This is a genomic window from Nocardia sp. NPDC002869 (genome assembly GCF_046764065.1).
In the GTDB taxonomy this organism is placed as follows: domain Bacteria; phylum Actinomycetota; class Actinomycetes; order Mycobacteriales; family Mycobacteriaceae; genus Nocardia; species Nocardia rhamnosiphila.
Genome location: NZ_JBKOOL010000001.1, coordinates 53,681 through 73,614, shown reverse-complemented (window position 1 = coordinate 73,614; position 19,934 = coordinate 53,681). Strand labels below are relative to the sequence as shown.

4 protein-coding genes (1 of these 4 cut by a window edge) are annotated in these 19,934 nt (G+C 67.1%); 3 read left to right on the top strand and 1 reads right to left on the bottom strand.

Annotated features, from left to right (window positions below; translation table 11 throughout):
• Positions 1–9: 9 nt before the first annotated feature.
• Positions 10–1,677: an FAD-dependent oxidoreductase gene (locus ACLML9_RS00085; protein ID WP_411943504.1), complete on the bottom strand. Its 1,668-nt coding sequence runs from the start codon at positions 1,675–1,677 to the stop codon at positions 10–12.
• Between the two features lie 1,242 nt (positions 1,678–2,919).
• Here ACLML9_RS00085 and ACLML9_RS00080 point away from each other — a divergent pair.
• The 3 genes from ACLML9_RS00080 to ACLML9_RS00070 form a co-directional block, all read left to right on the top strand.
• Positions 2,920–3,636 carry a hypothetical protein gene (locus tag ACLML9_RS00080; protein WP_411943503.1) on the top strand — a complete coding sequence of 239 codons (717 nt, stop codon included), beginning with the start codon at positions 2,920–2,922 and terminating at the stop codon, positions 3,634–3,636.
• A 53-nt stretch (positions 3,637–3,689) separates the two neighbouring features.
• A complete protein-coding gene (locus tag ACLML9_RS00075) occupies positions 3,690–4,094 on the top strand; it encodes a YbaB/EbfC family nucleoid-associated protein (RefSeq protein ID WP_169812711.1) in 405 nt (134 codons plus the stop codon).
• A 292-nt stretch (positions 4,095–4,386) separates the two neighbouring features.
• Positions 4,387–19,934 carry the 5' end (the start) of a LuxR C-terminal-related transcriptional regulator gene (locus tag ACLML9_RS00070; protein WP_411943502.1) on the top strand. It continues 37,504 nt past the right edge of the window, so only the first 15,548 of its 53,052 coding nucleotides appear in the window; the start codon lies at positions 4,387–4,389; the stop codon falls past the right edge of the window.

Genomic DNA, 19,934 nt, shown 5'->3' with positions numbered 1-19,934 from the left:
CGGTCTCCTCTAGGCCAGGTAGCGGTGCACGAGCATGACGGCCATGGCGCCCTCACCGACGGCCGAGGCCACCCGCTTGGCGGATTCGGCGTGGACGTCCCCGGCCACGAAGACCCCGGGCACGCTGGTTTCCAGATGATGCGGCGGGCGCGGCAGCTCCCAGCCCTTCGGCCGCTCACCGTCGACCAGCAGGTCCGGGCCCGCCAGGACGTACCCCGCGGGGTCGCGGTGCACCACGCCGTCGAGCCAGTCGGTCTGGGGGGCGGCCCCGATGAACAGGAACAGTCGTTCCGCGGGAACTGCCTCCTCGGCGCCGGTCCGGTTGTCGCGCAGGACCAGGGTGTCCAGATGGTCGTCACCGTTCACCGCGACCACCTCGGTCTCGGTGTGCACCCGGATATCGGGCACCTGGGCGATCTGCTGGATCAGATAGTGCGACATGGACTTCTCCAGCGTGTCCCCGCGCACCACCAGGTGCACCGTGCGCGCGTTGCGGGACAGGAACATCGCCGCCTGACCGGCCGAATTCGCGCCGCCGACGATATAGACGTCGTGCCCCGCGCATTCGGCGGCCTCGGTCATGGCCGACCCGTAGTAGACCCCGCGTCCGGTGTACTCGTGCACACCGGTCGCCGGATGGCGCCGGTAGTCCACACCGGTCGCGATGATGACCGTATGAGCGGACAGGGCGCCGCCGTCGGCGAACCGCACGGTCCGGGCCGACCCGTTCACCTCCAGTCCGACGACCTCACGCGTGGTGACCACCTCGGCCCCGAACTTGGCCGCCTGGCGACGCGCCCGGTCGGCCAGCTGTGCCCCGGACAACCCGTCCGGGAAACCCAGGTAGTTCTCGATGCGCGAACTCTGGCCCGCCTGGCCGCCGGTGGCCGTGCGCTCGACCAGGACGGTGCGCAACCCTTCGGAGGCGCCGTACACCGCGGCGCCCAGCCCCGCCGGCCCGCCGCCCACGACGATGAGGTCGTAGAAGTCGCCGACCGGTTCGGTGCTCAATCCCACGCCGGCGGCCAGTTCCCCGTCGCTGGGCTGGACCAGCGCCTGTCCGCCCTCGGTGATCACCACCGGGCAGCGGCGGGGGTCGGCGCCGGCCGCCTCGAGCAGGCGCGCGCCCTCGGGTTCGTCGGCCAGGAACCAGCGGTAGGGCAGCTGGTTACGGGCCAGAAACTCCCTGACCTGCGACGACCTGGGTGACCAGCGGTTGCCGATGACCTTGGTGCCGTGCACCGGCCGGTGCTCGCTGCTGCGCCAGGCATCCAGCAGGCCGTCCAGCACCGGGTACAGCTTCTCCTCCGGCGGATCCCACGGTTTGAGCAGGTAGTGATCGAGATCGACGACATTGATCGCATCGATGGCGGCATTGGTGTCGGCGTAGGCGGTGAGCAGCACCCGGCGGGCGTAGGGGTCGAGGTCCATGGCCTGCTCGAGGAACTCGATACCGTCCATACCCGGCATCCGGAAATCGGCGATGAGTATAGCGACGGGCTGGCCGCGTAGTTTCATCTCGCGCAGCACCTCGAGCGCCTGCGGGCCGGACTCGGCGCGCAGGATCCGGTACTCGGCGCCGTAGCGGCGCCGCAGATCACGGACCACGGCCCGGGACACCCCGGGGTCGTCGTCGACGCTGAGGATGGCGGGCTTGCTGGTCGCGGGAGAGCTCACCTGACGAGTATGCCGCGTCGCCGCGCGCCCGTTGTCGGCGCGAGGTCGATGTTCGGTCGGAAACGGGGCCTGGGAGGTCGAGGTCACGTCGAGCCGGGGTCCGGTGCGCCGGCGGGCGCGTAAGTACTCCGTTCGACCGCAGTCCGAACCGGAGCCACGGATACGCTGCTGGAGCCGGTGGAATATGTTTGCCAGGGCCAGGAAGGGTGCGGGATGCGGCATCACGCGATATCGCCCACACTGATCGGAACCTGCTGGTGATGGGTGCGGAGGAAAGGTGATCGAGTGACTGATCCGCTGTGGCTCGATCCGGACGCGATGCATGCCTCGGCGGCGGAGTTCGACCAGATGGCCGACGAACTGGCGCAGATGCTCGCGGAGTTGAGGGCCACGTCGCTACGCGAGGGAGAATCCTGGGGTACCGACGCGCCCGGGAAAGCCTTCGCCGAAAGCTATGTGCCCACCGCGGAGCAGGGCATGGCGGGTTTCGAAAATCTGGTAAACCGCGTCCGTGCCCTCGGCGCCGGTCTCCGTGCTGCTACCGGAACGTACACGGATACGGACAACGCCGGGAGCGCGCAGGTACGGAATTATGATCCGGCGCTCTACCCCGACGCAGGCACGAATCCGGCTGCTTCGATATCTCCGTCTCTCGTCCCGGCGGCGAACCCCGCGGACCGGACCGGAGTACCGACGCAGCAAACCACCGGGGCGCAGCGGCCGGTCGATGATCCGATCGCTTCCGAGGCGGGGCAGAATGCCGCCGACGGCACGCAGCCCGACGCCACCGCCGACGCGGATCGCGCACAGCCGGGCGAAGCCCCGCAATCCCCGCAGCAGCCGGGTTCCGGCGACCCGGGGTCGCCCGAGCCCGGGACCGATCCGGGCGGCCCGGAACAAGGACCGCAACCTCCGCTGCATGCTCCGGGAGCTCCGGCCCCGGCGGGTGCGGCGGCTGCGTCACCAGGTGCGCAACCTCCGAGAAACAGCGAAACGAGCGCCCCGAAAGCGTCGGAGGGTCCGAAGCCGACGGCGGCTCGCACCACGTCCGCCGGATCGGCCGATACGCCCTGGGGTCGCAATTCCCCGGGCTCCCCACGATCCGGCGCGCCGGTCGGTGCCACTGCTCCGGAACATCAGCTCCCGCCGCGGGCAGTTCCGCCGCGAACTGCCGATCGGCCGCCGGCGTCGGCGAAGCCGGACGCAAATTCCCGCCGAACGCCGCCTTCGCGCAAAGAGGCGATGGCCGCGAACGCTCGGCGCGAGGCCGATGAGGCGGCCATGGAAATCCTGCGTGACCTGGCCGCACGGCGCGACCTCGAGATCATCGGATTCGAAACATCGGGTATCGCCGAGCAGACAGCCAGGGAGATCGCCGAAGCTGTCGACGCAGTTCTCACCGAGCATCCCGCCATCCTGTGCGGGCTCGAGGTCGCTGATGCCGGGCCGCTCTCCCGGGCGGAGAATCGAAGTGCGGATGCTGTGGATTCCGCGGTGAACTCGCCGCAGCCTCCGGAACCATGGATCGTTCTGCATGTGACCGCGACCGCGGACCCCGGTGTGCTCATCGGCCGCGACCGGGCCCGCCACAATCCCGTGGACAGCCTGCTGCAGCAACGTCCGATGTATGTGACCATGTTGCGGGACCTCGGCCAGGTGCTGGACCTGACCGGCGGGCTGCGCGCCCGGGCAGAAGCACAGCGGGCGCTGATCACCGAATACCTACGAATCAGTGGTGCCCAGGCCGACACTCTCGGGCGGATCGTCAGCGGGTACAAATCCTGGCGGGCCGAGCTCGGTGACTACTGCTTCGACGACCGCACTTTCTCGCCCGGCCGAGCCCTTGCCGCGGGTTTCGCCGCAGTCCAGCTGGCCGGCAGCGAAGCTCCCCCGGCGGCCAAGACCTTGCATCGGTTGCTGGTGGCGATGGCGCGGGCAGCGCTGCCGGGCAACCGATGAACAGATGATCCGGAAAGGATGCGGCCTTGGACCAGTGGAAACGAGAAGGTTTGTTGAACGCCAACAATGGGCTGCGGAACCAGATCGAAGACCTCCTCGACACCTTCCAGCAGCAGCAGGCCCGGTTGGCTGAAACGTATCGGCAACTGGAAGAGACCCGAATCCGAGCCGAATCGGTGGACCGGTCGGTGGCGGCGACCGTTGATGCGAGCGGGGTACTCACCGAGCTGGGTCTCACCCCATCGGCGTTACGCAAATCCCCCGAAGAGCTGGCCCGCGTAATCGTCGAGACCGTCACGCAGGCGGCCGAACATGCTCGCGAGCATCAGCAGGCGTTCATCTCTCCGGCTACCGAGGACCTCGAGAAAATGGATGGTCTCTCGGACCTCGTGCCCGAGGTACCCGACCTACGCGATATCCGTACCTTTCTTCGCGGCGAGCGGAATCCGCCGCAGTGACGCTGGGGATTCGCCGCCTTCTCAGCGGTGGGGACTTATTAATATCAAATGAACATCGGGACGAACAGCTCGGGCGTATGAAGTAAAGGTAGATGCGGTGGATGGGCAGGGGTGAGTTTTGTCTCTGCTGTTGCCGTGGTGGTTGCCGCCGGCGGTTTTAGAGGTTGTCGCTGGGCATTTTCCGGAGGCGCGGGAAGATGCGATGCGTCGGGAGGCCGACGAGTTGTCGGCGAAGGCGGAGCGGTTGCGCCGGGGGGCGGAGTTTCTTTCGAGTAGGGCTGATGGTCGCCGGGTGGGGTTCGGTGGGGCCGGTGGTGATCAGTTCGGGGGGGCGTGCCGGGATACGGCGGCGGAGTGCAATCGTCAGGCCGATCGGTTGGACGCGCAGGCCGAGCAATTGTACGAGGGGGCGAATGCGTTCGAGGTCCAGAAGTGGACGGTGATCGGCTTCGCGGCGATCTTGGCGTGGACGTTGCTGCATGCGGCGATCATGTTCGCGTATGGGGGTGCGCTCGAGGCGTATGTGGCCACGATGCGGACGCGGACGGCGTTGGGGATCGCGTCGCGGAAGTTGTTGGAGTATTTCGCGGGGATGAGCGCGCGCGCTGCCGCGGAGCGGGGGGTTGTGGCGCTGTCGGTGAAGGCGGGGGTTTTCGGTGCTGTGCAGGGCGGTGGGATCAATCTGGCCGTACAGCTCAAGCAGGTCGGTTACGAGCAGCGGGGCGCGGTTGCTTGGAAGGACGTGAAGATCGCGGCGGTGGCGGGTGGTTTCGGTAGTGCCGCGGGTGTGGTGGCGGGTAAGTGGGTGGGGGATCGGTGGGTTGTCCCGGCGACTCTTGCGCACGCCGAGCTTGCCGACACGATGGGGAAGCGGGTGGGTGTCCAGCTGGGTGGGGCACTGTTTACCGGTCTTCCGGGTGGGTTGGTGGGTGGCATCGTGGGTACGGGGGTGGCGGTGACGATGTCGGGGGAGAAATTCACGCTGGAGGCTTTCACGGAGTCTCTCGTACCCGCGATGGCGGGAGGATTTCTGGGGGCGGCGGGGCACAGTCTGGCCAGTTTGCGGGCGGCGGGGCCGTCGGTGTCGCCGGGTGTGGATGCGTCGGATATCGGTGGGGTGTCGCGGGGTGTGGAGGGGGGTGCGCCGACGGGGAGTATGGGTCGGCCGTTGACCGAGGCGCTGGTCGCGCATGGTCCGTTGCGGGGTGTGGATCCGGACGCGGTGCCGAAGTCTCATCAGCAGAAGCTGAACGAACTGCTGTCGGGGTTGTTGCGGGACGTCGATACCGATGTCCGGCAGGTCAATTCGGTGGATTGGCAGCCCAAGGGTATCTCGCTGCCGGAGAACGTGGGTCCGGTGAAGGTGGATTCGCTGGCGCCGCGTACGGGCTCCGGCCCGGCGGCCGACGGCCGTGATGTAGGTGCTGATATCGGTTCGGGGCGGTCGGTGTCGCCGGGTGTGGATGGTGAGGCTACTCGGGCGGGTGGTGAGTCGGGTGGGGGTGTGCGGCCGGCGGGGGAATTGCATGCCCGGTTGCTCCAGCACCTCGGTGGGGACGAGTCGGTGGGGGTGCCGATGGCTGCGAAACCGGACAAGCTCATGGTTCCCGAGGGAGGGACTTTCAACGAGTTGCCCGGTGGGCGTGGAAATATCGCCGAGGGATCGGTCGCAAAGCCGGAGAAGCCGGCCGGTGTGGTGGCCGGTGAAGTGAACGCCTCGGGTGGGCGTGATGTTCGCGCCGGGTCGCTGCTGCCCGAGGCTGCCGGGCGGCCCGCGTCGGCGGGTGGGGACGACGCGGGGGTAGTGGCCGGTAGGTCGGAGGTGTTGCCGGAGAATCTGGTCACTTCAAGGCAACCCGAGGCCGGTCCCGTGCATCCTGCCGCTGCTGGGGACGAAGCGGTGGCCGCTGCCGGTAGGTCTGCGGCGTCGCCGGAGGCTACAGCAACGCCGCGGCAGCCCGGGGTGGACGGTGTGGTGGTCCGGGAGCCTGCCGCGGGAGCGGTGAAGGCGTCCGGTGCGACCGATTCGCCGGCGCCCGTGCGCGCCGCTCCCGAAGCAACGCCGGCCAAGGCATCCGGGGAGACGAGGCCGCCGGTGAACAGGGCCGATGCGATCGGTAAACCGCTGGCATACCCGGATAGAGCGGTTTCGGCCGAGGTGTCCGGCGCGGCGTCCAAACCGCCGGTGGTGAAACCGGAACCGCAGGGAGGCGATATCGCGGGAGATGCCGCGGTGAAGCCGTCCGGAGAGACGCCGGCGAAATCGTCTGTATCTGCCGAGGAACCCGGACGGGCCGCCGAGGACGGCGGTTCCTCGAGGTTCGACGCCGAGTCCGTCGATGATTCCGGTGTGCGGGCGGGAGACCGGGATGCGGGAGCTGGTGATGGGCAGGACGGGCCGGCGGCCGGGGAGAGTTCGGACGGGAGTGATCTCGCGGCGAGGTATTTGCGGGAGGCGCATGAGGTTCTTGCTCGGCATGCGGCGACGGATTGGAGTTTGGTGTCGCCGGAGGGTTTCGATTGGATGATCCGGCAGAGTGGGGATGGACACGAGTCGGCGGCGGCGATGGTGGAGATCATTCGTCGGGGTGATCCGAAGCATCGGGTGTTGCGGTGGACCCAGGTGATGGCGGTGTTGGTCGCTCGGGATGGGGGTGTGGGGAATATGCAGGCGGGGGAGGGCAAGACTCTGGTGTTCCTGGCGGCGGCGGCGTTGAAGTCGGCCCAGGAGGGCCCGGTGAAGGTGATCACGACCCGGGATGTGCTGGCGAATGAGGCGTTCGCGGAGTACAACGCCATTCTGGGTGAGTACGGATTCGATATTGTGCGGATGAATCCCGACCACCCGTATGCCGATCCGGTGGAGGGCCGGCCGACGATCTATATCGGGACGATGAATGATGCGGGGTTCGGTGAGCTTCGAGGGAATGTGGCGCCGGCGCGCCGGAACGGTATCGATGAGATCGATGAGGCGTTGGTATTCGCCGATACGACGTTCGTGTTGTCGGAGGGTTCGAGGAATCCGGCCGCGGTGGAGGTGGAGGCGGCGGTCGGGGATGCGCATGCTTTTCTCACCGATGCCCGGAAAGCGGGGTTGTTGACCGAGTTCGATTTCGGGCGTGAGCCGGGCCGGGTGGGTGGTGGTACCGAGTTGAGCGACGCCGGCCGGGCGAAGGTCGAGGAGATACTCGGCCGGCCTCTCACCGAGGAAGAAACAAATCGGTTGACGATGGCCGCCGCGGCGGAGTTCGAGTATGTCGAGAACGATCACTATGTCGTGTGGCATCATCCGGAGCTGGGACCGGAGTATGTGGTCGGTGCCGATGGTGCGCGGGTGGTGAACCCGGAATCGCACAAGATCTATATCATCGATCAGACCTCGCACAAGGTGATGTTCGATGCCGAGACCTCGACCGAGAGCCGTTGGAACGGTGGGCTGGCCCAAGCGGTGGAGGCCAAGCACGGTATCCAGATCAGGGACGATCCGGCCAGTTCGGCGTCGATCACCGCGGGGGAGATGTTCTCGGCGGACAAGAGTGATGAGATGTTCGGCTTTTCCGGTACGGCCGACACCGTGGCGGGTGAGTTGTCGAGTAGATACGGTGCGCAGGTGGTCGATATCCCGCGGTTCAAGGAATTGCAGTTGAAGATCGCCGATGATCACGTCGCTGTCGGCCGAGAAGGCGTGATCAGTCATCAGGACGCGAAATTGTCGGCGATGGCGTCCAGTATCGCCGAACGGCAACCGTCGGGTATTCCGCAGTTGGCGGTGTGTAATCGGAATAGTGAAGTCTCCCGATTGTCGGCGTTGCTGGATCGGGCGGGGGTGGAGCATATCGCGGTCGATGCGAAGTTTTTTCTGCGGCATGGGGTGGACGCGGAAGCGAAGTTGCAGCAGATCTTCGCCGAGGCCGGTCAGCGGGGGAAGGTGCTGGTGATCAACCGGCAGGGGGGCCGGGGGGTGGATATTCCGGTGGGTGCGGATGTGGATGCCGAGGGGGGTTTGCATGTGTTGATCTCGGGGCGTTCGGCCGAGTCGCGGGCGGTGGATATCCAGGTCGAGAACCGTACTGCGCGTAGTGGCGGTAAGGGTAGTGCGCAGTATTTCACCGCTGTCGATGACGCGCTCTACGCCGATGCGCCCGAGGCGCAGATCTCGATCATCCGTTACGCCCAGCATCAGGATGCGCTGGCCGAGCATCGTGCCGCGCTGGCCGAGCACGCGAGTGCGCCCAGCCGCGAAACCCAGGAGAGGCTCGCGCAGACTCTGAACAAGGTCGAGGTCACCGACCGTAATCTGGCGGCGGCCAACGCCGATATCCGGGCGTTGGCCGAGAAACTACAGCCCGTCGGTGTCCGCGCGGCCGACACCCACGACCCCGCGACCGCGCACCTGCCCCACGCGCCACCGGCCACCACCGACACCCCCGGCCCGGTGTCCCGCGCACCCGGACAATCGCCACAACCACCACCGGCCACCACCACCGGCGACCAACCGGCCACCGGTAAACCGGTCGGCGCACTCCCCACCGATCCGAGCATCACCCCGGCCTCCACTCCAGGCGCGATCGACACGGTCGCGCCGCAATCCGCCGCCCGGGTCATGCAGACCCCACCGGTGATCGTGCCTGTAACCCCTACGGACACAACCACTCCCACGGACACGACCACCACCGCGGGTACGGCTGCTTCCATGGACACGTCCACTCCGACGAGTACGCCCGCCGCGGTGGATACGACCACCGAGGGCGGTATCGCCGCTGATTCGGCCACGCCGGCTGTGACGGGCCCACAGCGATCAGTTCACGAGTCCACCGAACTGTCGGCGGCACGGGACGGTGACCGCGCGGCCGCCAGATCGCTGGTCGAGAACCACTGGTCCGCCACCCTCGACCGCGCCATCACCACGCTCGGGTCGGACTCGACCACCGCCCCCTCGGGAGTGATGCGGCAACTGGCGCACGCGATGGCCTTCGCCGGGTTCCGGGCCGCGGCACTGAACGGGTGGTCGGTGCCCGGTGGTCAGGAACTGGGCGAGTGGCTGCACGAGAAAACCGGTGACGCACTGCTCGACGGACTGGGCCGGTTGGATGCCACCCAACGCGGCCTGGTGGCGAGCCTGCTCCAGGCGCCGTCCCGCGGACAGCAGCCGAGCCCGGAGCAACTCGACGCACTGGAACAGCTGACCCGCACCGTGCACGCGCAGTACCGCGCCGACAGCACGCCGGAAACCGGGGCCCCGGCCGCTGATGCGTCCTCGCGAACGACGGCGGACGCGACCGCACCTGCTGCTGTAGCGGCGAGCCCCGCCGACACAGCACCCGCCGATTCGGCTCCCGTCGCGAATCTACCGGCTGCTACCGGCAGGCCGGAAACAGATCGACCCGATGACATACCGGCGCCCCCGGTAACCGTTGCGGCCGCCGCGGCCCCGGCCGCGCCGACATCGCGGGACCCGGGTGCCCACTGGGATCTGCGGGTCCTGCAACGGGGAGTGGTGGCCGCCTACAAGTCCCTCGAAGGCCTGACGGACGCCGATCCGATTGTCGCCGCGCTCGCCGCGTCTCCAGTCGAGCTGTTCGGGCAGTTCGTCGACCAGCTGTATCCGAGTCAGCGCCGGGTCCTCGAGCTCCGATTCCGTACGGGACTGAACGAGGAGCAAACCGCATACGGTCTCAACGCCCGGAGCGCCCCGACGCAGCACTGGACTGCCACCACTGTCGGCACTCTGGCCGCGGGTGGGCTGCGTCGGCTGGCGCGCTCGATCGCCGCGGCGCACGGTGTCCCGGGGGTCGAACCAGCCATCGGAAACACCGAGCTCGCGGTCCTCGATTCCGCGGCTCAGGGTTTGTCCCGCGCGGCGATCGCCCAGCGCTCGAATATGCCGCGGCGAACAGTGGCCGAGATCGACCGGCGGACAGCACGGACACTGGGCGTCGCCAACCGGGCCGCCGCTGTCGCCGAAGCGACTCGCCGCGGGGAACTCGATCCCGCCGCGTTTCCGATGCCGGAAAATCCTGCGACAATCCGATTGTCCGAACGCGAGACCGCGGTGCTGGCACTCACCGCGAAAGGCCGCCCGCCCGCCGCCATCGCCGCGATCCTGTCGCTGGAGACAGCAGATGTGCACACCCACCTCCGTGAAATCGGCCGCGTTCTAGGAACCTACATACCCGCCGCCATGGTCGCGGTGGGAATTCGGGCGGGGATTCTGCAGGTCGATGGAACCCGGTGGTCGAGGTGGGACCGGACCGCCGGTGAGAGCACAGCGGACGGTGTGGACTACGGCCTCCGCGCGGTGGTCACCGCGGACGGCGCCAGCGGCAGGGCGGCCCCGGTCGACCCGGCCGCGCTCGGGCGGACCACCGGCGACGATTCGACCCTGACCCGCGCCCGAGCAGGCGATGAGGCAGCGCGGCTGGCACTGAACACGCGGTACGGGCATGAGAACATCCAGCGAACGGTGGCCATGCTGGGGTGGGAGCCGGGCCGGGGGACCCCGCCGGTCCAATTGACCCGGTTGGCGCATGCGATCCATTTCCGTGTCATGGCATTCGCCGCCGACAATCGGTGGCCGGTGCCGGCGGGGCGAGATATCGCGGACTGGTTGTTCGAGGTAGCCCAGAACACATTGTTCGAATGCCTCGGGCAGGTGGAAACTTCCGATCGTCGAACGATCGGAGCCGCGATCACACGATTGCACTGCGGTGACGACGTGACCGAGGATCAGATCGCCGCGATCCAGCGACTCGTGACCGTGGCGAAGCAGGAGTTTCGCGCCGCGGAGTCCTCGGGTCCGGCACGAAGCGGTAGAACTTCCGGCGGGAACACTTCGTTGCCGGGCGCCGCGCGGCGGCGTTCGCGCGCGCGAGGGGATCGGTCCCATGAGGAGCCGGGCGTTGCCGCGACGGCCGACGTTTTCGACCCCGCTCTGGTGACGGCGCTGAACCCCGACGATCCTATCGGTTCGCACACGGTGATCGGGCGTGGTGGATCAGGTACAGATACCGGACCGAATACTCCGGCAGACGATGGCCGGGCGCCGGTGTCCCGTGCTCCGGGCTCGCCCGGTGCTCGGGTGCCCGCCACAGCGCTCCTGCAGTTGCTCGAGCGATACATCGCACAGGGCCGCCGGGAGGAAGCGATCGCTGTGCTCCGGCGCCAGTTCGGCGAAAAGATCTTCCGGTGGGTGTCAACTGCTTTTCCCGAACCGCGGGTGGCACGAGAGATCACTGAAGAAGCGATAGCGGCCGGTGTCGACCGGCTGGGCCAGATCCCGGATCGGAATGTCGAGAAGTGGATTGTTTTCGTCGCTCGCAATCTGATGCCCGAGCACGCGAGGTTTGCCCGGTTCCGGCGGCGGCTCGAGCAAACCTACAGTGAAGCCGGAGGCGCTGAGGAACTCCGGCCGACACTGGTCGAGGCGACGACTTCAGAACTGCGGCACGCCCTTCGAGCGAACAGACTGAGCGACACACAGCGTGCAGCACTCAACCCATTCTTCTCCGACGGCCATCGTGACGGTGCCGGTGAACCGGCACTCCCGGGCGATGTCGCAGCCAGTAGCCGCGCGCTGTGGGGAGCCGTTCGAGCTCTCGTGTTCGAGATCGCCTCCGCACGGGCCGGTGAGACCATGGTCCGGGCCGGGGCGGTGGAGTTGAGCAGCCTGCAGATCGAAATGATCCGGCTGGCTGCGCGACGCGTGCCGAACCACCGGATCGCCGAACGCTGGGGAATATCCACCGGCCAGGTATCAGAATATTTTCTGGCCGCCGCACAGCAGTTCGACCTCGACGTCCGCGCAGCGGTGCTGAACGCCGCACATCACTGGTTCACCGATTCTCCGGTCGCCGACCCGGCCGTCCGACCACAGCCTGCCGAGCGGTACCGCACTATGACGGCCGGTGAGAAAGCAAGTTACCGGGCCCTTACGGAAGGTGATAAAGAGCTGTTCCGTCTGGCTGTAGCCGGAGAGAAAAACAGTGAGATCGCACAGCGACGGGGGATGTCCGCTGCGGATGTTTCGGCACGCTGGCTTCGGATCGCGGACAAACTCGGCGTCGAATATCGAGACCGGCTTGTGGATGCCGCTGTCCATGAAGGAGTCATCGACTCATCGGACCGTCTCGATCTTCTGCGGCTGTTGTCCGAGGGATGGACCGACAGACGAATCGAGCGCGCCCACGATCAGCCGCCGCGGACGGTGGAAAGGCAATTGCGTGCCATTGCAAAAAAGTTCGGGACGAGCACCAACCGGACCGCCATGGTGGCATTCGCTATCCGAAACGGCATCATAGATCATCCCGAAAACAAGGTAGCGGCCGGATCGCTGACCGCGATAGACAATGCCCTACTCGAACTCGCGGCACGGGGGATGAGCGATCGTGAGATAGGCGAACTCATCGGCAAGACGGGCGCCGCGGTCTGCGAATACTTCAGGGATATTCGCGACTCGATCGGAGCCGGTACGCGAACTCAAATGGTCGCCATGACCCTGGATGCTGTCGGAAAGAGCCGGCAGGAGTTGGATGGGGACCAGGGTATAGCCAGGTTGCGCGAATTGTTCCCGCCTGATCGACCCGCACCACAAACATTGCCGGACCCTGACGACTATGCTTCCGAGGGGATCCATCTCTGGTTGAGAGACCTGCGCGGTTTTCGTGGTATGACCCAGAGGCGTTTCGCGGAGATCGCCGAAACATCGCCCCAGACGGTCTCGCGGATCGAGCGAGGGATCACCCGCCCATCGGTGGCTGTAATGAGGCAGCTGCGTGATGGTCTGGGTCTTCCCGATTCGGTTGTGCGGAGGGCCGTGGAGCTGTTCTACGCGCGTCCGAAGGCAAAGGCGGCCGAGCCGGCGCTGCGGAGCTTGTTCTGGAAATTGTTCGATACCCATCCTGGTTCTCCGGAGGAAAGGGCGCTACGCGACGAGATATTCCAGGTGTATTCTTGGATTCCGGGTGTTGTGGCCGCGGGATGGGCGAAATCCGATGCACACCGGCAAGTTCTCGTACAGCGGGGCTCGATGGAGGTTCTCACCGCTATCACCAACTTCGCTCCGGTGGACGATTTCACCGCACTTGCTCGATCGGCAGCGTACTATGCATGTCTCAGAGAGTATTTCGAGCGCGCTTTTCCTGACCTGGACGAGAGCCGCAGAAAACTGACCATTCGAGTCGACACATACATACGGCGTAATGGGGAATTGAGCAAGATTTCCGATGTCGCGATAGCGAATGCGCTCGATCTGGAATTGCCCGAGGTCGCGCAGGCGCGGGCAATTATCGAACAGCGATTGTCCGCGATCGAGCCGATCGCGAAGGAGCAACTCGGCGTGCTTCGCCGAGCACTCGCGGACCTGCCGGATGTCGAACTTGCGATACATGTCGTGCGGCTACATCTCTTCGAAAATGTGTCGATGACCGGTGTCGCCCGGCGCTGCGCCATCTCGAAGGGCGAGGTCCAGAACATTCTGGACCAGGCGCTCCCGAAAATCCGCGCCGCCTTCCGGCCTGTGGCAACGCCCGGGCCGACGACAGGACAGGCCGGCCGTGGGGCCATCGGCTCGGGCGCCGCCGTCCGTGAAGAAGTGGTAAAGAACTGTGCGATCCAACTCCTCCGAGTTTTCCGTGCACTGAACATCACAACCCGCACCGACTCCGAGCCCGACGATACCGATCAGGCCTGGGACAGCGACGACAACTGGAGAATTCTCGAGGCCGGCCTGCGCACTCACCTCCGGGAAACCGCACCGCGCCCGATCCCTGGAAACCCCGATCCGTTTGCCGGTGTCGCCGAGGACATCCGCGCTCACAAGGATGGTGCGGACACTGCGGTCATCATCGTCGACGACGGGACGAAGGCACACGGCTATCTGATCACCGACGTCGAAGGTCGGCTACTCGTCTTCGACACCCTGATCGACGAATCCGATGTTCCCCGCGTACGCAACTACGACGGTGACGAGATCGGTGCCGATCGGTGGGAGCCCCGCTACCGCGATATCGCCACCGCCGCGGTGGTGCGCTATCGAACTGTCGACGGGAAACTGATTCCGCTCGCTGAACCGGAACGCGAGCAGGAACCGGTCTTCAGCAAGATCGAGGGGGAGCCCGGGGCAGCCTCTGTTTCGGGCAGCCCCGAGCCCGGCTACGTCGAGTTGTCCGCGGGTGAGACGCAGGTCGTCCACCTGGTCGCCGATGTCGCCGTTGCCGGTGGTGATCCGGCTCGCGTTCTCGGGGCGGTGCTGGGGCTGCCGCCGGCGCGAGTGAACCGGCTGCTTCTACGGCTGAATGCGAAGCTTGCGGACGCGACGGCGGCACAAACAGCTTCTCTGTCCGGGGAAGGCCGTGCCCTGGTAGATCTCGACCTTTCCCCGGCGCAGATCGAGATGCTCGGTCTGCTGGCGGACGAATTGACCGGCCGGGCCGTCGAGGGCGGAACCTCGGTGCCCTCGCATACCCTACGCACTTTCCGAACCCATGTCGCGAATCGAATCGATCCCGGATTGACCCCCCGTGAGGTAGATGTCCTGGAACTGTTCAGGTTGGGGCACTCGGCCGGAACAGTCGCGCCGACGCTCGATCTCACACGCAGTGCGATCAATGTCCATCTGGCTCGCGCCCAGCGCAAACTGCACACCTCCGGAGTGATACCGACCGTCCTGGCGGCCGTACGTGCCGGGGTACTGGCCGACGACGAGAATCGCGGGGTCGACCGGGTCGAGGTCTCCGAGCTCGAGGCTCGCGCCCTCCGACTCGTGGCGGAGGGTAGGTCGAATCGGGCCCTCGCGGCTGCTCTCGGGCGGGGTGAGCGGCACCGGCAACGACTCATGGCGGAGCTGTACGAGAAATTCGACGCCGACGACGATATGAGTTTGGCGTTGGCCGCCCAGCGCAGAGGCATGCTCGACGACGCGGCAACTGCGCTTCCGCCGCCTCGAGTCGACGCCCTCACCGGCAGCCCGGTGCGTCAACGCGAACGTCCGCTCTCCGAAAACCAGCGAGCCGTCCTGGGCGGGATCGTCCAGGGCATGACGAACGCGGAGATCGCCGATCGGCTGATGATCTCCGAAGGCGCGGTCAAGGCTCAGGTCAAGCGAATCTACGACAGGCTCGGAGTCACCGATCGCGAGCAGCTGGTGGGAGCCGACAGTGCTGTGGTGGCCGGGCAGGCGGATACTCGTAGATTGTCGACGGTCGAACTCGCCGTCCTCCGGCTCATCGTCCGGGGGATAGCGAATCCCGTTATCGCACAGAGCCTGGGCATTCCGGGATCGACCGTCACATCCTATGTGAAACGTATCTATGACAAGCTGGGTGTCACCGAGCGTGACAGCCTGGTCGGCAATATCGGAGCTTTTCTCGCCGAAATGGTGCAGCGGGCCACCAGTCCGCTCTCCGTACGCCAGCTGACAGTGCTCCGCCTGATCGCCCAGGGCCGGACGAATGCGGAAATCGCGGGGCTGTTCCACGTCGCCGAGGAGACGATCAAGACCTACGTCCGCGGAATTCGCCAGAAACTCGATATGGCGCAGCGCGATGATCTGGTCGCCGTGTCCGTGCGTGGCTCCCGGCCGAATACCGACACCGACGCCACTGCCGCGATATCGGAGGTCTCCGACCACCAGTTCCTCGGCCTACGACGGGGGTTGGTGCTCAGCTATCTCGTCGGCAACCGTATGGTCGCTCCGGATTCGGTGGAAGCACTCGACCGGGCCACCGATGGTGAATTGGTGGACCGAATCCTCGAGCACCACGACGACGCCGAACTGGTCGATACCGCGCTCGCCCTGGCAAGCGCGGACAAACCCACCATCTTCCGCGCCGCGGTCGAGTTGGATTCGGTTCAGCGACAGCGTGTGAACCGCGCTGTCGCGTCGGTCCGGGCCGGCGGGCGCCCGGACGCACTGAAACTCAGCGCGGTGAACAAGTTCGCCGAGGAAACGGCCGGTCTCTTGTTTCCGGTTCCGATCGCCGTGGCTGCCGATGATGACCTCTCCGCCCCGGAACTGGATGTCCTGGAGTTGCTCGCCGAGAGCAGGTCGAACGGCGAGATAGCGACGAGCCTCGACACGACCGAGGATGCCGTGAAACGGCACGTGTCGAGCATTCTGCAGAAGTTGGATGCCGTCGACCGGACCAGTGCGGTCGTCCGGGCATTGCACGGTCGTATCTTCCGGCTGGAAGATCTGCCGGAATCGGATCCGTCCCGCGCGCGACCGCTGAGCGACCAGGAGGACCGCGTCCTGGTCCTGCTGGCTGTACACGACACCTACGAGGACATCGCAACAGCTACCGGACTGTCGGTATCCACGGTGTCGGCGGCAGTCCAGAACATCGTTCGTGCTTTCGGCGCGCGCAATCAGACCGAGGCGCTGGTCCGGGCGCTGCACGTCCGATATCTCCAGCTGGACGAAATTCCGATGACCGGGGCCGTCGCCACCCGTGAACTGTCCCGGACCGAGCTCGCGGCCCTGGCACGGGTCGCGGCCGGTGAGCCGGCCGACAGCGTCGGGGAGATCGTCCGCGCGCTGGGTGCGCGCAGCCGGACCGAGGCGGTGGTCCGGGCGTTGCGGATGTCCCTTCTCGATCTCGACGACGTTCCGTTGTCGGATCAGCCCCTCCGGCTCTCCCCTCGCGAAACCGAGATACTGCCGCTGGTGGCCCTGGGGTGGGCGAACGGTGCGATAGCAAAGTCTCTCGGGGTATCCGCCGAAACCGTCAAATCCACACTGGCACTGCTTTTCCGGAAGTTGGGGGTGGGCGACCGTACCGCCGCTGTCCTCGAGGCACTGCGCCGTGGTGCCCTCGACCTGGACGACATCCCGTTCGGCGCGCAGCCCACAACCGGAACACCTCGCACCAGTGCCGGATCGAAGCATCCGGGAGCCGGGGCCACCGGCGGGATCCCGGGGCCGGTGACAGGCTTCGACGGTGCGGGTGCGGTCGACGCGTTCGGCAATCGGAACCGCCGTGGGACGCGAGCCACTCATATGCCGGGGGACGCTCCGATGGGCGTGCTGGCATTCAACGTGGACCCGAATACCGGTATCCCCTGGGACGAGCCAGGGCCAGGGTCGCAGCCGCCGGAGGCGCAAGGAGATGCTCCGAGCCGTGGGGAACCAGAGGCGCCTCTTGATACAACGGAGGTGCGATCTGTACGCGCAGGTCTGGCGGCGGCATCGAACACCCTCGCTGCCGCTGCGCGCACCTCTGACCTGCGCGCGGAGGTAGCACATCTCGACCGGCTGACCGGTCTTCTCGACGAACTGCTGGACGATTCGGTCGCACTGCCCCCGGCTCGGGTCCAGCTCCTGTGGACACTCGCCCGGGCGGTGGCGCAGTGGTTGCCAGCGGTCGCGGCCGCGGACCGCGCCCTCGACGAAGCCGAGCGGGTGACAGCCGGTCTCACCCTGGCCCAGCGGACACGGCAGGCCGCCGTGGTGGAGGAGGATTTCGCCGCCGCGGACCGCGGACTCGTCGCCGCCGGTGCCGTGGTGGACGCGGCGACGGCCGGTACACCGGTGGCGGCCGCGGAGACCGATTTGTTGTCCGGTATCGATCGGAATCTGCTGGTGCAGACGCTGGGCGGGGTGACCTCGGAGTTGAGTGGCGCCGCGGTCCATGCGGACGACCCGGATCCGCGGGGCGCGCGCGCCGGTGCCGCTGCCCCGTACTATCCCGTACTACGCCGGGCCCGGGACGGACTGGCCGAACTGCTCGCCGTGGTGGACGACCCCCGGACCACGGTCACCCAGGAGCGCCTCACAGCCTTGCTCTCCTACTCCGCCGCCGTCCGGGTCTGGCTGGCGGAGTGGCTGAACAAGAGCACCGTGGACCGCAACGCGACCGCGGTGGCGGTCCGCGAGCAGCGCGCGAGAGCGGCCGTCGCGGAGCTGCGGACCGCGGACGACCGGATCCACGAACTGCTCGCGGCATTGGACGCGGTCCCGGTTCCCCGTACCGATCCCCGCCTCCTGCCGTGGGCGCAGCCCGCACCGGACCGGGAACTTCCGCAACCACAGCAGGACGCACCACAGGAATCATCGGATTCGGCCCGCACCGGCGAACCGGAATACGACTGGCTCACGGCCGCGGAGGTGACCGATCGGGACGGGCCCCCGGGATCCGTCGAACAGCAGGCTCCGGTCGAGTCCGGCGAGACGCCGTCCGTCGCGCCGTCGCCGATCACGGAGGGAGCGGCCGGCGGGCCGGTGCTGCCGTGGATGCAGCTGCCGCGACCGGGTCCCCGCCGGTACCAGGAGATCAGCGGTGCCGCAGGGTGGACCGATGTCGGATCGGGTCATTCGCTGAACGAGGACGAGTTCGCATTGGCCGAGGCGATCGTCGATGGTGAGCGGGTGACGCTGGCGGCGGTCTGCGACGGTGTATCGCACCTCGCGCGCAGCGATGTGGCGGCGAAGGTGGCCTCGGCGGCCGCCTGCGATGTACTGGACCGCGCGGCCGCCGCGGCCGCGGACGGTGCGGGGTGGGATCCGGTACAGGTCGTCGCGGACGCCGTCGAAGCGGCAAGAGACGCGGTCCTGGACCTCATCCGGACCGAATTCGCCGGGTGCGAGATCCCGCCCGCCTGCACGATCGCGGTGACGTTGGTGACGCCCACGGAGATCGTCAGCGATTCATACGGTGATGCCCGGGTGTACTGGGTTCCGCTCGACGGCGGTACACCACAACGCCTGACTGTGGACGATTCGTACGCACAGAAATATATCGAGGATGCCGCGCGGCGGGGAGAACAGCTCACCGACGAAGAAGCCGAAAGTCTCCCCTTCGCGTCGACCATCACTCGTGGCCTGGGCAATCCGGAGATATGGGAGGAGACCTGGCGTGATCCGGAACCGAAGCGTCATACGCCCACCGGCAGGGGCGTCGTGGTGGTGGTTTCCGACGGCGCGCTGAAGCGGGTCTCCGACGATCGGCTCGCCGCCGCGATCACCGCGCCCCTGAACAGAGACCCGGACGATCGGCTCGCGGCCGCGGAAGCGGCGATCCGGACCGCTCTCGCCGCGCCGGGGACCAACGGCACTACGGACAACATCACGGCGGTGGTGATCGATGGTCCCACCCGGGTCGGCGGTTCCATACGGTCCGGGGAAACGGACACCGATTCCAGTAGTAGCCGAGCCCCCGCAGCCACGACCTCGCAGGCTACTCCGTGGATCACCGCGGCGGTGCCGGACGATTCGAGACCATCGAATCCGGCATCGGACCCCCGCCTCGCCGCCTCGCCGTGGACCCGCGACCCGGACCGCGAGAGTGCACCGCAGCTACAGGGCATGATCGCCGGGAACCCGGCCGAGCACGGTGGGGAGGAAGCCGCGCTGGTACCGGCCGACCCGGCGGCCGGCGCACCCGCGCCCACACCCTGGAGCGGGGGCCGGTCCAGATCCCGGAGTGATGAGCAGCCGCGGGCAGTGGCGGAAGGACTCGTCCGCGACGTGCTGGGGCGGCACGGCATCGACAGCCTGGAGTCGCTTCTGAACCCGGTGCCCGGCGCCGACCGGGTCGCGGTCGCGCGGCGGCGCGGACAGGTGGTCGCCGAGCTGATCGAGGAGGCAGCTCGGCGGGGCGTCCACGACGAACTGCGGGCGCGATATCCGAGTCTGTTCGCGGTGATCGGCGAGCTGGGGCACAATCTGCAGCAGCTTCGCCTCGAGTGCCAGGTGGCCGAGGCAGGACACCACTCGACACGGGCCGAGTCCGAGGCGGCGGAACGGCTGATCGGCGGTATCCACGCCTTCGAAGCCGCCCTGGCGACTGCCCACAGGTACCGGTCGGCAGCCAGGGTGAAGTTCGCGGATCTCAATCGCGAACTCGG

What these genes read in the sequence shown, in the direction of transcription:
- ACLML9_RS00080 (WP_411943503.1), top strand. Translation starts at nt 2,920, where the DNA reads ATGGCCGCGAACGCTCGGCGCGAGGCCGATGAGGCGGCCATGGAAATC.